General features: G+C 65.7%; 11 protein-coding genes and 1 pseudogene. 3 read left to right on the forward strand and 9 right to left on the reverse strand.

The window, feature by feature from the left end; all coding sequences use genetic code 11:
- Positions 1–17 precede the first annotated feature (17 nt).
- From C5O79_RS30095 to C5O79_RS30115, 5 genes and pseudogenes are all read right to left on the reverse strand, one after another.
- Positions 18–2,399, reverse strand: a complete 2,382-nt coding sequence (locus C5O79_RS30095; RefSeq protein ID WP_122475479.1) for an MCP four helix bundle domain-containing protein — start codon at positions 2,397–2,399, stop codon at positions 18–20.
- Between the two features lie 457 nt (positions 2,400–2,856).
- Positions 2,857–4,587 carry a cation acetate symporter gene (locus C5O79_RS30100; RefSeq protein WP_039357257.1) on the reverse strand — a complete coding sequence of 577 codons (1,731 nt, stop codon included), beginning with the start codon at positions 4,585–4,587 and terminating at the stop codon, positions 2,857–2,859.
- Positions 4,584–4,892, reverse strand: a complete 309-nt coding sequence (locus tag C5O79_RS30105) for a DUF485 domain-containing protein (RefSeq protein ID WP_039357260.1) — start codon at positions 4,890–4,892, stop codon at positions 4,584–4,586. Before C5O79_RS30105 ends, C5O79_RS30100 begins: the two co-directional genes overlap by 4 nt.
- 318 nt (positions 4,893–5,210) lie before the next feature.
- Positions 5,211–5,549 (reverse strand): annotated as a pseudogene (locus C5O79_RS30110) (PIN domain-containing protein).
- A gap of 34 nt (positions 5,550–5,583) precedes the next feature.
- A complete protein-coding gene (locus C5O79_RS30115) occupies positions 5,584–5,826 on the reverse strand; it encodes an AbrB/MazE/SpoVT family DNA-binding domain-containing protein (RefSeq protein WP_131932015.1) in 243 nt (80 codons plus the stop codon).
- A 212-nt stretch (positions 5,827–6,038) separates the two neighbouring features.
- Between C5O79_RS30115 and C5O79_RS30120 the strand changes: the two genes are divergently transcribed.
- Positions 6,039–6,722, forward strand: coding sequence for a phospholipase (locus C5O79_RS30120; RefSeq protein WP_046547524.1), 684 nt, complete (start codon positions 6,039–6,041; stop codon positions 6,720–6,722).
- A 61-nt stretch (positions 6,723–6,783) separates the two neighbouring features.
- On the opposite strand, the gene C5O79_RS30125 is transcribed toward C5O79_RS30120, so the two are convergent.
- Together C5O79_RS30125 and aspA are read right to left on the reverse strand one after the other, a co-directional pair.
- Positions 6,784–8,295 carry an amino acid permease gene (locus C5O79_RS30125; protein WP_122475477.1) on the reverse strand — a complete coding sequence of 504 codons (1,512 nt, stop codon included), beginning with the start codon at positions 8,293–8,295 and terminating at the stop codon, positions 6,784–6,786.
- A gap of 108 nt (positions 8,296–8,403) precedes the next feature.
- Positions 8,404–9,810 carry an aspartate ammonia-lyase gene (aspA, locus tag C5O79_RS30130; RefSeq protein ID WP_047850189.1) on the reverse strand — a complete coding sequence of 469 codons (1,407 nt, stop codon included), beginning with the start codon at positions 9,808–9,810 and terminating at the stop codon, positions 8,404–8,406.
- 154 nt (positions 9,811–9,964) lie between these two features.
- Between aspA and C5O79_RS30135 the strand changes: the two genes are divergently transcribed.
- The gene (locus C5O79_RS30135) at positions 9,965–10,939 is read left to right on the forward strand and encodes a LysR family transcriptional regulator (RefSeq protein WP_046547521.1); all 975 of its coding nucleotides are present in this window, start codon (positions 9,965–9,967) and stop codon (positions 10,937–10,939) included.
- A 79-nt stretch (positions 10,940–11,018) separates the two neighbouring features.
- Here C5O79_RS30135 and C5O79_RS30140 read toward each other — a convergent pair whose 3' ends face one another.
- On the reverse strand, positions 11,019–12,083 hold the full coding sequence (locus tag C5O79_RS30140) for an asparaginase (protein WP_122475474.1): 1,065 nt from the start codon (positions 12,081–12,083) through the stop codon (positions 11,019–11,021).
- A 324-nt stretch (positions 12,084–12,407) separates the two neighbouring features.
- Between C5O79_RS30140 and C5O79_RS30145 the strand changes: the two genes are divergently transcribed.
- A complete protein-coding gene (locus C5O79_RS30145; protein WP_122475472.1) occupies positions 12,408–14,648 on the forward strand; it encodes a TonB-dependent receptor in 2,241 nt (746 codons plus the stop codon).
- 43 nt (positions 14,649–14,691) lie between these two features.
- Here the strand turns inward: C5O79_RS30145 and C5O79_RS30150 are convergent.
- Positions 14,692–14,867 (reverse strand): aldehyde dehydrogenase family protein (locus tag C5O79_RS30150; RefSeq protein ID WP_131932017.1); only part of this gene is annotated, 176 nt, incomplete at its 5' end.

Raw genomic sequence — 14,867 nt, forward strand, 5'->3', positions numbered from 1 at the left:
CCTGCACGATCACGTCGTCACTCCGCCGCGCCGATATCCGCGCTGCGCGCACGCTCGTGCCCGGCGCCCTGAGCGGCACCGTCCGCCGCGAAGCGGGCCGGCAGCGACACGATCGTCTCGAACGCGCGATACGGCGCGCCGACGCGATCGTCGGTGAAGCGCAACGCGATGTCGCCGCCGTCGCGCTTCAGGAAGTTGCGCACCGCGTCCATGCCGACGCCGCGGCCCGACACTTCGGTCACGGCACTCGCGGTCGAGAAACCCGGCCGGAAGATCAGTTCGGCCACGTCCTCGTCGGACAGCGCCGCGTCGTGGTCGGCATCGATCCAGCCGCGCTCGCGCGCGATGCTGCGAATCCGGTCGAGCGCGAGGCCGCGGCCGTCGTCGCTCAGCACGAACCACAGCTCGCCGCCGCCCACGCCGACCGCGATGTCGATCGTGCCGGATGCCGCCTTGCCGGCCGCGCGCCGCTCGTCGGACGATTCGATCCCGTGGTCCATCGAATTGCGCAGCAGGTGCATGAACACGTTCTTCAGCGTCGCGGCGATTTCGCTGCGCACGCGGTGGCCGTGGCTGTCGATATGCACGACCGGTGCCGGCTTGCCGAGTTCGGCCGCGAGCGACGGCAGCGACTCGATCACGCCGCCGAGCGCATCGCCGATGCCCTGCGTGCCGAGCTGGCTCAACATGCGGCGCACGGCGTCGCGGGCCGCGTGCCAATCGGACGCGTTCGCCGGATCGGCGCCGTCGAGCATGCGCAGGCTCTCGCTGATGTGCGCGCGTTCGACCATCAGGAAGTCGGCGCCCTGCACCGCTTCGCCGCTGCGGCCGAGCGTGACCGCGTTGATCGTCGCGTAGTGCTCGACCGCGTCGCGCACGCGGGCCAGGTCGTCCATCAGCGCATCGCGGTTCCATTCGGGGCCACCGTCCGCGCGGCGCAGCGATTCGTACGCCTGCTCCGCTTCGTGGACGATGTTGGTCAGATGCTGGAGGCTGTACGTGCGCGCATTGCCCTTGATCGTGTGCATGTTGCGGAACAGCGCCGCGACGATCGAGTGATCGGCACGCTCGTGCTGGCGGATCATCCGCTCGTTCTCGCTGAGGAAGCCCTTCGCGCTGTGCACGAAGTCGTGGAACTTGTCCTGGCTGATCGACAGGATCTCGCCGATCATTTCGAGGCGGCGCTGCTGCTCGCCGGCCTGTGCGGTCAGCTCGCGGATCTCGGTCACGTCGCGCACGCACAGCATCAGGCGCGCGACCGTGTCGGTCTCGTCGGTGATCGCCGACCAGCTCAGGTCGAGCCACTTGTCGCGGCCGTCCGGCATCCGCTTCGCGACTTCGTTCACGAGCAGGTGCTCGTTGAACTCGAAGTTCATGCTGTCTTCGCCGAGGCACGCGTGCACGGCCGCGTCGACCTGCGAGCGGGCGTCGGAACCGATGTTCGAGTCGTCGAACACGAGCGCCATCAGGTCGCGACCGGCGATGTCGCTCGTCTCGAAGATCGTTTCGAGGTACGCCGAATACTCCGCATGCACGACGCCGCCTTCGACGACGGTCAGGATCCCCTGCTGCATGTTCTGCAGCATCGCCTGGATGTCGGCCGTCTTCTGCTTGAGCTGCGCCGAATTCTCCTGGATCTTCTCGATCATCCCGTTGAACGCGACGATCGAATGGCCGATTTCGTCCATCCGGCCCACCGGCACGCGGCGCGTGAAATCCTGGCTCGTCGCGATCTCGCTCATCGCCGTCTGCATCCCGATCAGCGGGCGCGTGATCTGGCGATACAGCAGCAGGCCGAGCGCGGTCAGCAGCACGATCACCGTGCCGGCGACGCCCGCGATCGCGGTCGCCGTGGTCGACAGCATCCCGTTCAGTGCGCTGATCGCGTCGTCCTTCTGGCGGTTCTTCTCGACGCGCAGCGTATCGACGATGCTTTCGAGTTCGTCGCGATACTGCGCGACGTTCGCGAACAGGTAGGCCTGCGCCATCTCGGGCTTGCCGTCGGCCTTCATCTTCACGGTGTCGTCGATCGCCGCGAAATAGTTCGCGGCGCTTTCCTTCGCCTGCGAGACGAGCCCGATCTGCGCCTGGCCGACCGCCGACTTCGCCTGCACGTCGAGCGCGGCGCGCAGCGCGCCCTGCTTTGCCTTCAGCTCATCGCGCGCCTGCGCGGCGGTGTTCGCGTCGGGCGCGTAAACGAGCGTCATCGTCGCGATCTGGATGTTCTTCACATCGGCGACGAGATCCGCCGACGCGAGTGCGCTCGGCACGATGCCCTGGGTGACCTGGCGTACCTCGGACGCGCTCTTGCGTGTCTGGTACACGGCATAGATGCCGATCGCGGACAGCGCGAAGAACGTCAGGATGACTAGCAGCGTAATGCGATGACGGATGGTCATGAGTACAGCTCCCCGCAGCGATCCGGATTCGACCGCCGTTTGGTCTATTGAAAGAATGTGAGCGCCGAATTATCGGGGATGGCGTATGACGATCCGATGACCGAAAATCAATCGTTCATTGATAAAAATGCAATGAATAATTGCTGCAAAAGTACCCTAAAGTATTGTCTTGATCTGCCGTTAACCTCATGCCACAAGGCTTCGACCGGCGATCCTGCGCAGCCGGGGAAATTACAGGCTCGGATATTTATTTTTATTTATTTAATCCACGAATTAGCCGTAATCAGGCTTTCGTAAAACGTTTGCGCATTATCGACGAATTCAGTCCAATTCGAGATTTTTTATTGCCGCAGCGTAATTCGAAGGGCAGATGAAAACGATTTCGCCCGCCCCGGGGCCGGCGATGCGATGTATTGCATCGTCGGCCCCGGGGCGGGCGTGGGCGGCTAACGACCGGTCAGTGGCTGCTGGCGCGCGTCGCCCCCAGCCCCGTTTCCGAACGCACCTGCTGCGCAGCGAACGCACCCTTCTCCGCCTTCGCGCGCAGGCTCGTGTCGAGTACCGAGAACAGCCACACGCCCACGAAGCCGATGGTCATCGAGAACAATGCGGGCGACGTGTACGGGAACCATGCCGAACCCTTCGGATGACCGAGCGTCGCCTCCCACACCGACGGCGACACGATCGTCAGCCCCACCGACGAAACCAGCCCGAGGAAACCGCCGATGACCGCGCCACGCGTGGTGCATCCCTTCCACATCATCGACAGGAACAGCACCGGGAAATTGGCCGATGCCGCCACGGCGAACGCCAGCGACACCATGAACGCGACGTTCTGCTTCTCGAACGCGATGCCCAGCAGCACGGCGATCACGCCGAGCACCAGCGTCGTGATGCGCGACACCTTCAGTTCGTCGGCACTGTTGGCCTTGCCGTTCTTGAAAACGGTTGCGTACAGATCGTGCGACACCGCGGACGCACCCGACAGCGTGAGCCCGGCCACCACCGCCAGGATCGTCGCGAACGCCACGGCCGAGATGAAGCCGTAGAACACGTCGCCGCCCACCGTCTTGGCCACCAGCACCGCGGCCATGTTGGCCGTGCCCGCGCCGCCCTTGATCACGCCCTTGGCCACGTCGGCCAGCTCCGGATTGGTCAGCACCAGCGTGATCGCGCCGAAACCGATGATGAAGATCAGCACGTAGAAGTAGCCGATCCACGTGGTGGCCCAGAACACCGATTTGCGCGCCTCCTTCGCATCCGGCACCGTGAAGAAGCGCATCAGGATGTGCGGCAGGCCGGCGGTGCCGAACATCAGCGCCATGCCGAACGAGATGGCCGAGATCGGATCCTTGATGAACCCGCCCGGCGACATCACCGACAGCCCGATCCGGGTCGCGTCGTCCGGCGACTTGCCGGCATTCGCGGCGATCGCGGTCTTGACTTCCACGGCATGGGCGAACAGCGCCTCCGGGCTGAAGCCGTACTGCGCGAGCACCATGATCGCCATGAAGGTCACGCCCGCGAGCAGCATGCACGCCTTGATGATCTGCACCCAGGTTGTGGCGGTCATGCCGCCGAACAGCACGTAGACCATCATCAGCGCGCCGACGATCACGACGGCCATCCAGTAGTCGAGACCGAACAGCAGCTTGATCAGCTGCCCCGCGCCCACCATCTGCGCGATCAGGTAGAACGCCACCACCACGAGCGTGCCGACCGCGGCGAAACTGCGGATCGGCCCCTGCTCGAAGCGATAGCCCGCGACGTCGGCGAACGTGAACTTGCCGAGGTTGCGCAGCCGCTCGGCCATCAGGAACGTGATGACCGGCCAGCCGACCAGGAAGCCGATCGAGTAGATCAGGCCGTCGTAACCCGACGTCATCACCGCCGCGGAAATGCCGAGGAAGGATGCGGCCGACATGTAGTCGCCCGAGATCGCCAGGCCGTTCTGGAACCCGGTAATGCCGCCGCCGGCGGTGTAGAAATCCGCGGCGGAACGCGTGCGCGAAGCCGCCCACTTGGTGATCCACAACGTCCCGGCCACGAACAGCGCGAACAGGACGATGGCCGTCGTGTTGGTCGCCTGCTTGGCGGTCTGCCCGACATCGCCGCCGCCCGCGACGGCCGCGCCGCACGCGAGCGCAGCCAGCAGCGCGACCAGCGTCATCGAAAGTGTCTTCTTCATTGGGCGACGTCCTGCAGGATGTCCTGCGTCAGTTGATCGTATTCGTTGTTCGCGCGGCGCACGTAGATGCCGGTGATGACGACGGTGAACACGATCACCGCCATGCCCACCGGTACGCCGACACTCGTCACGCCGGTGCTCACGGGCTTCGCGAGGAACGATTTGTCGAATGCGATCAGTGCGATGTAGCCGTAGTACACGATCAGCATCAGCACGGTCAGGCAGATGCCGAGCGCATTGCGCCGTCGCTTGAGCAGCGCATACTTCGGATGCGCTTCGATTTTTTTCACCAATCCATCATGCATCGCCTGTCTCCTGATGTGCTTTTTTGAATGAGTGCGGCGATTCTGAACAGCGAAACTGACTGCGGGCTTACTCGATCTTGCGTGTGCGCGCTATGGTTTTCCCTAGCGGTATGGGGTGCTGCCGCACGCGGGGCGCTTGATGCGCGTGCGGGGCGCGCTGCAGCGGCGATGCGGTTTCGGCGTAGCGATACGGGTCAGTCAGGACGCAATTTTTCGACCGTCCTCAATAAACGGATATTTCCGCGCAAGGACAGTCACTCGCAACGATCGATGCCGGTGGAAGGGTATGAGCGCAGACGGAGCATGGCCTAGACGCGATCAATTTTCACGCGTCTTGGCGAACCAATCCTCGACTTGTAGCCCCGGGACTCGCGCAAACTCGCGCACGTTATGCGTGACGAGCACCAGACGCCGTGCGCGCGCCTGCCCTGCGATCAACGCATCGTACGGACCGATCGGGGTGCCGGCCGCAGTGAGGTGCGCACGAATCGCGCCGGCGTGCCGGGCATCTTCCGCATCGAACGACACCACCTCGAACTGAAGTGCCTCGACACGTGCCACGTTCGCTGCCGCCCTCTGGCGCTTGCAGCACCGCAATAGAGTTCATGCGCGACGATCGCCGGCATGCCGGGCCAGCATGGCCGGCTCGCCTTTCATGATGGCGATTACCGCATTGGTATCCAGCAAAAATTCATTCAAATACGTCCAGACCTGAGCGCTGCTGAGCGGCAGGCCCGGTCGTAGTCGCAGCCTCGAAATCGGCGTCGACCGGGCCGATCAGTGGCGTGAGCCAGGCCCAGCCTTGCGGCACCGGTTCGAGGATGACGGATGACCAGTGGCGACGAATCCGTACCTCGGTCGTTTCGAAGCGGAAATCCTTCGGCAGAAGGACAGCCTGCGATCCGCCATGCTCGAAAATCCTGGCAGTATTCATCCCCATTTCCTCATGCACTTACAAAATGCACCCACTTTAACAACAGTGCATCCCGATGACGAGCCATGCCCTCGGCACAGGGCACCTGCCGGCCGAGCGCCGTGGAACACCCGATTCATTCCCGCCAGGAAACAATCAATCGCCATCCGGCGATTCACGTCCCCGCCTGCTCGCTCTAGACTGTCGCATCGCTCCCCTCCCGGACCCACGCAATGACCGACGTCCTGCCGCTGACCACCGATCCCGAATCCGGCCTCCAGTACCGGCTGCGCCCGGCCGCCGGCCGCCCCGCTGCCCGCCTGTTGCTGCTGCATGGCGTCGGCGGCAACGAAACCAACCTGCTGAACCTGGCCGACGTCATCGATCCGCGCATCGAGATCGCGTTCCTGCGCGCCCCGCTTGCGTTCGGGCCCGATCAGCACGCGTGGTTTCCGGTACGCTTCGGCCCGAACGGGCCCGAGATCGACGCGGCCCGCGCGGACGCGAGCCGCATCCGGCTGATCACGCTGCTGCGCGCGTTGCGCGCCGGCGAAGACGCAGGCGCCGCGTTGCCGACCGTGATTGCCGGCTTCAGCCAGGGCGGCATCATGAGCGCGAGCGTCGGCCTCACGTCGCCGCAGGACGTCACCGCATTCGCGGTGCTGTGCGGGCGCATCCTGCCCGAAATCGATCCGCTGATCGCGCCGCGCGATGCCCTTCGCCCGCTCCATGCGCTGATCGCGCACGGCCGCTTCGACGACAAGCTGCCCGTCGCATGGGCCGATACCGCCGATGCAAAACTCACGGCGCTCGGCGTCGCGCACGATACGCGGCTGTACGCAGCCGGCCACGAGCTGACCGCGGAGATGGCCGGCGATTTCGGCCGCTGGGTCGGCGAACGCACCGGATTGAACTGACTGTCGCGGGGGGCCGGGGCGCCGGCCGCGAACGACTCGGCGCGCCCGGCGCATACCGTCTTCAGGCGCCCCGCGCCGGATCGGCGACGGCACGCGTCGCCGCGGACACACGCGCATCCGCCGCCCGCTCCCGTGCGGCGCCGCGCTTCGCCAGCTTCCAGCCGACCACCAGCGCGAGCACGACGACCGGGATCGTCGCGATGGTCCACGTGCCGCCCGGGTAATCGAATGCCATCAGCACCAGCACGCCGACGAGGAAGGCCAGCGTGAGCCACGACGTGAACGGCGCGCCGGGCATCCGGAACGACACGGCCTTCAGTTCGCCGCGGTTGACCGCGCGGCGGAACAGGATCTGGCACATGACGATGAAGCCCCACGTCGTGATGATCCCGAGCGACGCCATGTTCAGCACGATCTCGAACGCCTGCGCAGGCACGATGTAGTTCAGCGGCACGCCGATCGCATTGATCGCGACCGTGATCACGATCCCGCCGTACGGCACGCCGCGTGCGTTCATCCGCGACACGAAGCGCGGCGCCGATCCGCCCATCGCGAGCGAGCGCAGCACGCGCCCGGTCGAATAGAGGCCTGAATTCAGGCTCGACAGCGCGGCGGTCAGCACCACGACGTTCATCACGGTGCCGACGTACGGCACGCCGAGCTTGCTGAAGAACGTGACGAACGGACTTTCGTGCGCGCTGTACGCGGTCCACGGCAGCAGCATCGTCAGCAGCACGACCGAGCCGACGTAGAACAGCGCGATACGCCACATCACGCTGTTGATGGCTTTCGGCAGGACCTTGCGCGCATCGGCGGTCTCGCCCGCCGCGACGCCGACGAGCTCGATGCTCGCATACGCAAATACGACGCCCTGCACGATCAGCACGGCCGGCAGGATGCCGTGCGGGAAGATCCCGCCGTGATCCGCGACCAGGTGAAGCCCCGGCATCTGGCCGGCGACCGGATGGCCGCTCGCGAGAAACACGGCGCCGACGGCGAGGAACACCGCGAGCGTCCCCACCTTGACGAGCGAGAACCAGAACTCCATCTCGCCGAACACCTTCACGCCGATCATGTTCATCACCGACACGATCCCGAGCGCGCCGAGCGCGAACACCCATTGCGGCACGTCGGTGAACACGGCCCAGTACTTCATGTAGATCGCGACCGCGGTGATGTCGACGATGCCGGTCGTCGCCCAGTTCAGGTAGTACATCCAGCCCGCGACGAACGACGCGCGTTCACCCATGAACTCCCGTGCATACGACACGAAGCTGCCGCTGGTCGGCCGGTGCATCACGAGCTCGCCGAGCGCGCGCATGATCAGGAACGCGAACACGCCGCAGACGAGGTACACGAGCGCAAGCGCGGGGCCCGCATGCTGCAGGCGCCCGCCCGCACCGAGAAAGAGGCCGGTACCGATCGCGCCGCCCATCGCGATCATCTGCACGTGCCGGGGCTTCAACTGCTTCTCGTAGCCGGCTTCGTGCGACGCGAACATCGCATCGGGGTCGGCATGTCGGGAATCCGCGCCGCCGGCCGGATCGACCGGGCGCTCACTGCTGTGGGTCATCGTGTGTCTCCGTAGTTTCTTGATGTGTCGCGCCCCGCGCGGGGGCGCTTCGGATGCAGCCGCACGCAAGCCGCCGGCGTCACGCACCGGCGGCCCGCGCAGCCTGCGTCAAAGCACGCGCGGCCGGATCAGCGCTTCGGGCTGCAGCGCTTCGTCGAGCTGCGCATCGGTCATCCACTCGCGCTCCAGCACGACCTCGCGGATCGACTTGCCGGTCGCGTGCGCCTCGGCCGCCACGGCGGTCGCGCGCTTGTAGCCGATGTACGGGTTCAGCGCGGTCGCGAGCGCGACCGAGCGCTCCATCGTTTCGCGCAGCCGCTCGGGATTCGCGGTGATCCCGCTCACGCAACGCTGCGCGAGCGTCGTGCAGGCGGCCGTCAGGTGGCTGAAGCTGCGGAACAGCGCGCTGGCGATCACCGGCTCGAACGCGTTCAACTGAAGCTGCCCGGCCTCGGCCGCGAAGGTCACGGTCAGGTCGTTGCCGAACACCTCGAATGCAACCTGGTTCACGACCTCCGGGATTACCGGATTCACCTTGCCGGGCATGATCGACGAGCCGGCCTGCACGGGTGGCAGGTTGATCTCGCCGAACCCGGCGCGCGGGCCGCTCGACAGCAGCCGCAAGTCGTTGCAGATCTTCGACAGCTTCACGGCGATCCGCTTGAGCACGCCCGACACCTGCACGAACGCGCCACAATCCTGCGTCGCTTCGATCAGGTTCGGCGCGGTGCTCAGGTCGAGCCCGGTAATGCGCCGCAGCGCCGCGAGCGCCTTCTCCGCGTACTGCGGATGCGCGGTGATCCCCGTGCCGATCGCGGTCGCGCCGAGATTGATCTCGCGAATCAGCCAGCCGGCTTCCTGCAGGCGCGCGATGTCTTCCGTCAGCATCACCGCGTAGGTCGAGAACTCCTGGCCGAGCGTCATCGGCACCGCGTCCTGCAGTTGCGTGCGGCCGAGCTTCAGCAAGCCGGCAAACGCGTCGGCCCGCTCCGCGAACGCATCGCGCAGGTGCGCCATCGCTTCGAGCAGGTGCTCGACCGCGAAGCAGGTCGCAACGCGAATCGCGGTCGGATAGACGTCGTTGGTGCTCTGCGCGAGGTTCACGTGCTCGTTCGGATGCAGGTATTCGTACTCGCCGCGCGCGTGCCCCATGATCTCGAGTGCGCGGTTGCAGATCACCTCGTTCGCGTTCATGTTGGTCGACGTGCCGGCCCCGCCCTGGATGATGTCGACGACGAACTGGTCGTGCAGGCGCCCTTCGCGGATCTCGACGCACGCAGCGGCGATCGCATCGCGAAGCGGCCGCGGCAGCAGCCCGAGCTCGCAGTTCGCGTCGGCCGCGGCCTCTTTCACCGCGGCGAGCGCCATCACGAGGAACGGCAGCGATGCAATCGTGCGGCCGGAAATGTCGAAATTCTCCTTCGCGCGCAGCGTATGGACGCCGTAGTAGGCCTCACTCGGAATGCTTCGCTTACCTAAAAGATCCGCTTCGACGCGGAAGCCGTTTTCTGTCATCGTGCCCTCCTGGGTGTCTCGTGCCGCTCGTCGTGCCGCTTCGTCGTGCGCCGCTTCGCGATGCGACGGGTTCGCATTCTATGCCTTTGCAAAAACAAGCTCACTTCTGTATTATCGAAAGCGGTTTTGCGTGGGACGCAACAATGAGAATCGAATGAAAAGAGGCGCGAAGGAAACCGGCATCGATCACATGGGCGCGATGCGCGCGTTCGTCAGGGTGGTCGAAACGGGGAGTTTTTCGGCGGTCGCGAAGGAGATGCACGTGTCGACGTCCACCGTCGCGCGCAAGGTCACGGCGATCGAGGAAGCCCTCGGTGTCGCGCTGCTGCACCGCTCCACGCACAGCGTGACGCTCACCGAAGCCGGCCATATCTACCTGGAACGCGCCGTCACGCTGATCGCCGATCTCGACGACACCTTGCGCGTGGTCGCCGAGCTGAACGCGCAGCCGAGCGGGCCGCTGAAGCTCACCGCGCCGGTGGCGTTCGGCCGCCGCCATCTCGCGCCGCTGGTCGCACCGTTCCTCGCGCGCTACCCGACGATCCAGCTCGACGTGCGGCTCACCGACAACCACAACGATCTCGTGGCCGGCGGCTTCGATCTCGACATTCACGAGGGCGAGAACTACCTGGACAACCTCGTCGTCCACCGCCTGTCGCGCAACGACAGCATCCTGTGCGCGACGCCCGGCTATCTCGACCGTTACGGGCGCCCGTCCACGCCGGACGATCTCAAGCAACACAACTGCCTGCGCTACGTGCACCCGGAAGGCGATCCGCGCTGGGATCTCGTGAAAGGCGACGCGCGTCACAGCGTGCTGCCGGCCGGCAACCTCGTCACCGACCATTCGGAGCTGCTGCTCGAAGCGACCTGCGCGGGGCTCGGCATCGCGGAGTTCGAGATCTGGCTGGTGCGCGACCTGCTCGCGAGCGGCCGGCTCGAAGCCGTGCTGCCGCGCTACCGGCTGCAGAACCGGCTGACGGGCGAATACATCTACATCGCCTATCTGGCGAACCGACGCAGCTCGGCAAAGCTGCGCGTGCTGAAGGACTTTCTCGCGGAACACCTCGCGCATATCGGCGAGCTGTCGGAGCTGGAGCTGACGAAGATTCGCGGCGCGAGCGCGTAGCGCACGCGCCCTTGGTCACGTTCGCGCCGCTGCATACGGCCCGCGTCGCGGGCCCCCGGCAGCCGCGCATTCACGCCGTTCAGGCCGCCTGCAATTCGAACGGGAACGTGGCGTGCCCGATCTCGACGCCCTGCGTGTTGAGCATCCGCGGCCGATGGAAGCCGGCCAGCGGCGCGCGCTGCTCGGCCGTGCCGATCTGCAGCCGCTCGAGCAGTTCGCTGACGACCATGTAGAGCACGTCGAGATTGCCGTCCTCGATCTTCACCGAGATGCCGAGCGCGCCGTCGGCGCCCAGCGCCCGCGTGCGCGCCGACGCACGCACGCCGATCCCGTAGCACGCATCGGCGCCGAGCTTGCCGACCACCTGCCCGTCGAACGCGTTCATCAGCACCGTGCAATAGCGGCCTTCGCCTGCGACCAACTCCGGATACGCGGTCATTGCATGATGAATGCGCGCCAGCGCACGCACGCGATCGGTAATGTCGCCACCGCCCGCTTCCACCGTATCCGCCCCGTCGGCCAGCGATGCGTACAGACGCGCGAGCCGGTCCAGCGAAAACGCCGGCGTCGGCAGGTTGCATCCGTCGATCGCCCAGCCCACTTCGTCGTCGCGCAGCCCGCACGCATCGGCCACCACGTGCTTCACGCGTACCTGCATCGGATGGTCGGGCAGATGGTAATCGGCGATCGCGGCGCCGATCGCCTGCGCGCCGGCCAGCATCCCGACGTGCTTGCCCGAACAGTTGCTGCACACGCCGGTCGGCGTGTAGTCACGCTTGATCCACGCGCGATACACCGCGTCCGACAACGGCGGATGGCCGCCGCAACGCAAATCCGATTCGTGCGCCGCAACCTTGGCGAGCATCGCGCGCGTGCGTTCGATGTGCCGGTCCTCGCTGCTGTGCGACGCGCACATCAGCGCGATATCCGCATCGTCGAAGCCGAAGCGTTCGGGCGCGCCCGTCTCGATCACCGACAGCGCCTGCGCCGGCTTGGCCGCCGAGCGCGCAAGCGTCATCCGGAACGGATCGCCGAACCGGGCCAGCAGCCTGCCGCGTGCATCGACCACCGCAACATGGGCGACGTGCGTGTTCTCGATCGCATCGCCTCGGTACGTGACGACTGCTGCGCGTTGGGTGTCCATCGTGTTTTGTCTCCATGCTCGGGGCCTGCTTGCCGGGGCCCGTCCAACCGGTACGGCAGTGTATCGAGTCGCCGCCGCGGCGCACCGGCCGGGTGATGAAAAGTGGTGTTGCACGCCGCGCAAAGGCAATCCGCCCCCCACGAAAGTCTGACCAAATTAGTACAAAAACCATTCGATCGTTTACAGAATTAGTACCAATCCGTACAATTGCGAATCGCAAACGCGAATCATACGCATTTACATTGACGTTTTCCGGTGTTCCGCGCTGCCTGCCCGGCATCGAGAAAACGCACCCGCTCACCGAACCTTCTGCTGCCTCTCGATATGCCCGCCCAGTTCAAGACGAGGCCTCGCGCCCTCGTGTCGGCGCTGACCTGCTCCGTTTTCCTGACCCCGCTGCTCGCTTCCGCCGAAACCGCCCCTGCTCCCGCGCCCGCCGCTGATCAGGCGGCCCCGCCCGCCGACGTGCGGGCGACGCTGCCGACGATCACGGTTCAATCGACCGTGCCGTCGGACCTGCAGGTGAAGCGTTCGCCGTCGTACAAGTTCACCGCGCCGCTGCTCGACACGCCGCGTTCGGTCACGGTGATCCCCGAGCAACTGATCAAGGAAAAGAACGTCACGTCGTTCGCGGACGCGCTGCGCTCGGTGCCCGGCATCACGTTCCTCGGCGGCGATGCGGCCGCGAACCCGTCGGCCGACCGCCCGGTGATCCGCGGCTTCGAATCGCGCAACTCGATCTTCGTCGACGGGATGCGCGACTCGGGGCTGCAGAACCGCGAAACGTTCGCGGTCGAGCAGATCAGCGTGATCAAGGGCCCCGATTCGGTCTACGCGGGCCGCGGCTCGGTGGGCGGCAGCATCGACATCGTCACGAAGACGCCGAAGAACGACAACTTCATCAACAGCAGCATCGGCTTCGGCACCGACGGCTACAAGCGCGCGACGGTCGACGCGAACCACAAGATCAACGACACGACGGCCGTGCGCCTGAACGTGATGGGTCACGACGCGAACCAGGCCGGCCGCAACGACGTGTACAACAAGCGCTGGGGCGTCGCGCCGTCGATCGTGTTCGGGCTGAACACGCCGACCACGGTCACGGTCAGCTACTACCACATGAACTCGTACGACATGCCGGACTTCAGCGTGCCGTTCCGCGCGTCGGGCGGCACGCCGGTGCCGACCGATCGCGGCCAGTTCTTCGGCCTGAACACGCGCGACTACCGCTACGGGCAGACCGACACCGCCCAGGTGCGCGTCGAGCACAAGCTCAACGACGACTGGAAGCTGAAGAACACGACGATGTTCGGCCGCTCGACGCTCGATTACGTCGCGACGAACCCGCAGATCCTCGCCTCGAACCCGACCATGCTGAGCCTGCAGGCGAAGAGCGGCAAGTACGCGCTCAACGGCTTCTCGAACCAGACCGAAGTGACCGGCAGCGCGAACCTGTTCGGCATGAAGCACACGATGACGGCCGGCGTCGAGTTCAGCCATGAACAAGCCCGCTACGAGGGCTACCTCGTGTCGGATTCGGCAGGCAACAACATCCGCTCGGGCGGCCCGTGCTCGGTGGCCGGCAACTGCACGCCGCTCGCGGGCGGCTGGAACCCGAACATGCCGTGGACCGGCAGCATCGTGCTGAACGGCGACAAGGGCTTCCCCGGCGCGACGACGAACACGCGCACCGACACGGTTTCCGCGTACATCTTCGATACCGTGAAGCTGTCCGAGCGCTGGCAGTTCAACACGGGGCTGCGTTTCGACCGCTACGACACCACCGGCAAGCAGGCCGGGGTGGCCGACCTGTCTAATACGTCGAACCTGTTCAGCTACCAGTTCGGCCTCGTGTTCAAGCCGGTGAGCAACGTGAGCCTGTATGCGTCGTACGGCACGTCGTCGAACCCGCCGGGTTCGAACGGCGGCCTCGGCGGCGGCACCGACCAGATCACCGCGTCGAACCAGGATCTCGCGCCGGAGCGTTCGCGCAACATCGAGATCGGCGCGAAGTGGGACGTGCTGCAGGATCAGCTGTCGCTGACGTCGGCGCTGTTCCAGACCGAGAAGACCAACGCGCGCGTGAGCGACGGCCTCGGTCACACGGTCAACGCGGGCAAGCAGCGCGTGCGCGGCGTCGAATTCGGCTTCGCGGGCAACCTGAGCCCGAAGTGGCACGTGTTCGGCGGCTACTCGTACCTGAACGCGATCACGACCGATGCAGGCCCCGGCAGCCCGGGCGCATCGGGCCTGCCGATGGTGATGGTGCCGAAGCACAACTTCACGCTGTGGACGAGCTACGACGTGATGCCGAAGCTCACGCTCGGCGCCGGTGCGACGGTGATGAGCCAGACCTACGCGTCGGTATCCGCGACGACGAAGAAATGGACGCCCGGCTACGCGCGCTTCGACGCGGCCGCGACGTGGCGCGTGAACAAGACGATGGACGTGCAGCTCAACGTGCAGAACCTGTTCGACAAGAAGTATTACGCAAGCGCGTATCCGATCTACGCGACGTGGGCGCCGGGCCGTTCTGCGATGGTCACGCTCAACTTCTATCAGTAACGCTGCGGGCGGCGGCAGGGCTTGGTATGCCCTTCCCCGCCGCTCACCACGGCAGCGAGTACGTCTTCACGTTCGTGAAGCTCTTCATCGCTTCCTGCACGCCTTCCTTGTAGCCCAGCCCCGAATCCTTCACGCCGCCGAACGGCGTCAGCTCGAGCCGGTAGCCGGGCACTTCGCGCACGTTCACGCTGCCGACTTCCAGCTCGGTGATGAAGCGCG

The organism is Burkholderia sp. SRS-25, assembly GCF_004343765.1.
Lineage (GTDB): Bacteria > Pseudomonadota > Gammaproteobacteria > Burkholderiales > Burkholderiaceae > Burkholderia > Burkholderia contaminans.

Bases quoted from the DNA above. Each gene is read 5' to 3' on its own strand.
- C5O79_RS30095 (WP_122475479.1), bottom strand. From the start codon at position 2,399: ATGACCATCCGTCATCGCATTACGCTGCTAGTCATCCTGACGTTCTTC.
- C5O79_RS30100 (WP_039357257.1), bottom strand. From the start codon at position 4,587: ATGAAGAAGACACTTTCGATGACGCTGGTCGCGCTGCTGGCTGCGCTC.
- C5O79_RS30105 (WP_039357260.1), bottom strand. From the start codon at position 4,892: ATGCATGATGGATTGGTGAAAAAAATCGAAGCGCATCCGAAGTATGCG.
- C5O79_RS30115 (WP_131932015.1), bottom strand. From the start codon at position 5,826: ATGAATACTGCCAGGATTTTCGAGCATGGCGGATCGCAGGCTGTCCTT.
- C5O79_RS30120 (WP_046547524.1), top strand. From the start codon at position 6,039: ATGACCGACGTCCTGCCGCTGACCACCGATCCCGAATCCGGCCTCCAG.
- C5O79_RS30125 (WP_122475477.1), bottom strand. From the start codon at position 8,295: ATGACCCACAGCAGTGAGCGCCCGGTCGATCCGGCCGGCGGCGCGGAT.
- aspA (WP_047850189.1), bottom strand. From the start codon at position 9,810: ATGACAGAAAACGGCTTCCGCGTCGAAGCGGATCTTTTAGGTAAGCGA.
- C5O79_RS30135 (WP_046547521.1), top strand. From the start codon at position 9,965: ATGAAAAGAGGCGCGAAGGAAACCGGCATCGATCACATGGGCGCGATG.
- C5O79_RS30140 (WP_122475474.1), bottom strand. From the start codon at position 12,083: ATGGACACCCAACGCGCAGCAGTCGTCACGTACCGAGGCGATGCGATC.
- C5O79_RS30145 (WP_122475472.1), top strand. From the start codon at position 12,408: ATGCCCGCCCAGTTCAAGACGAGGCCTCGCGCCCTCGTGTCGGCGCTG.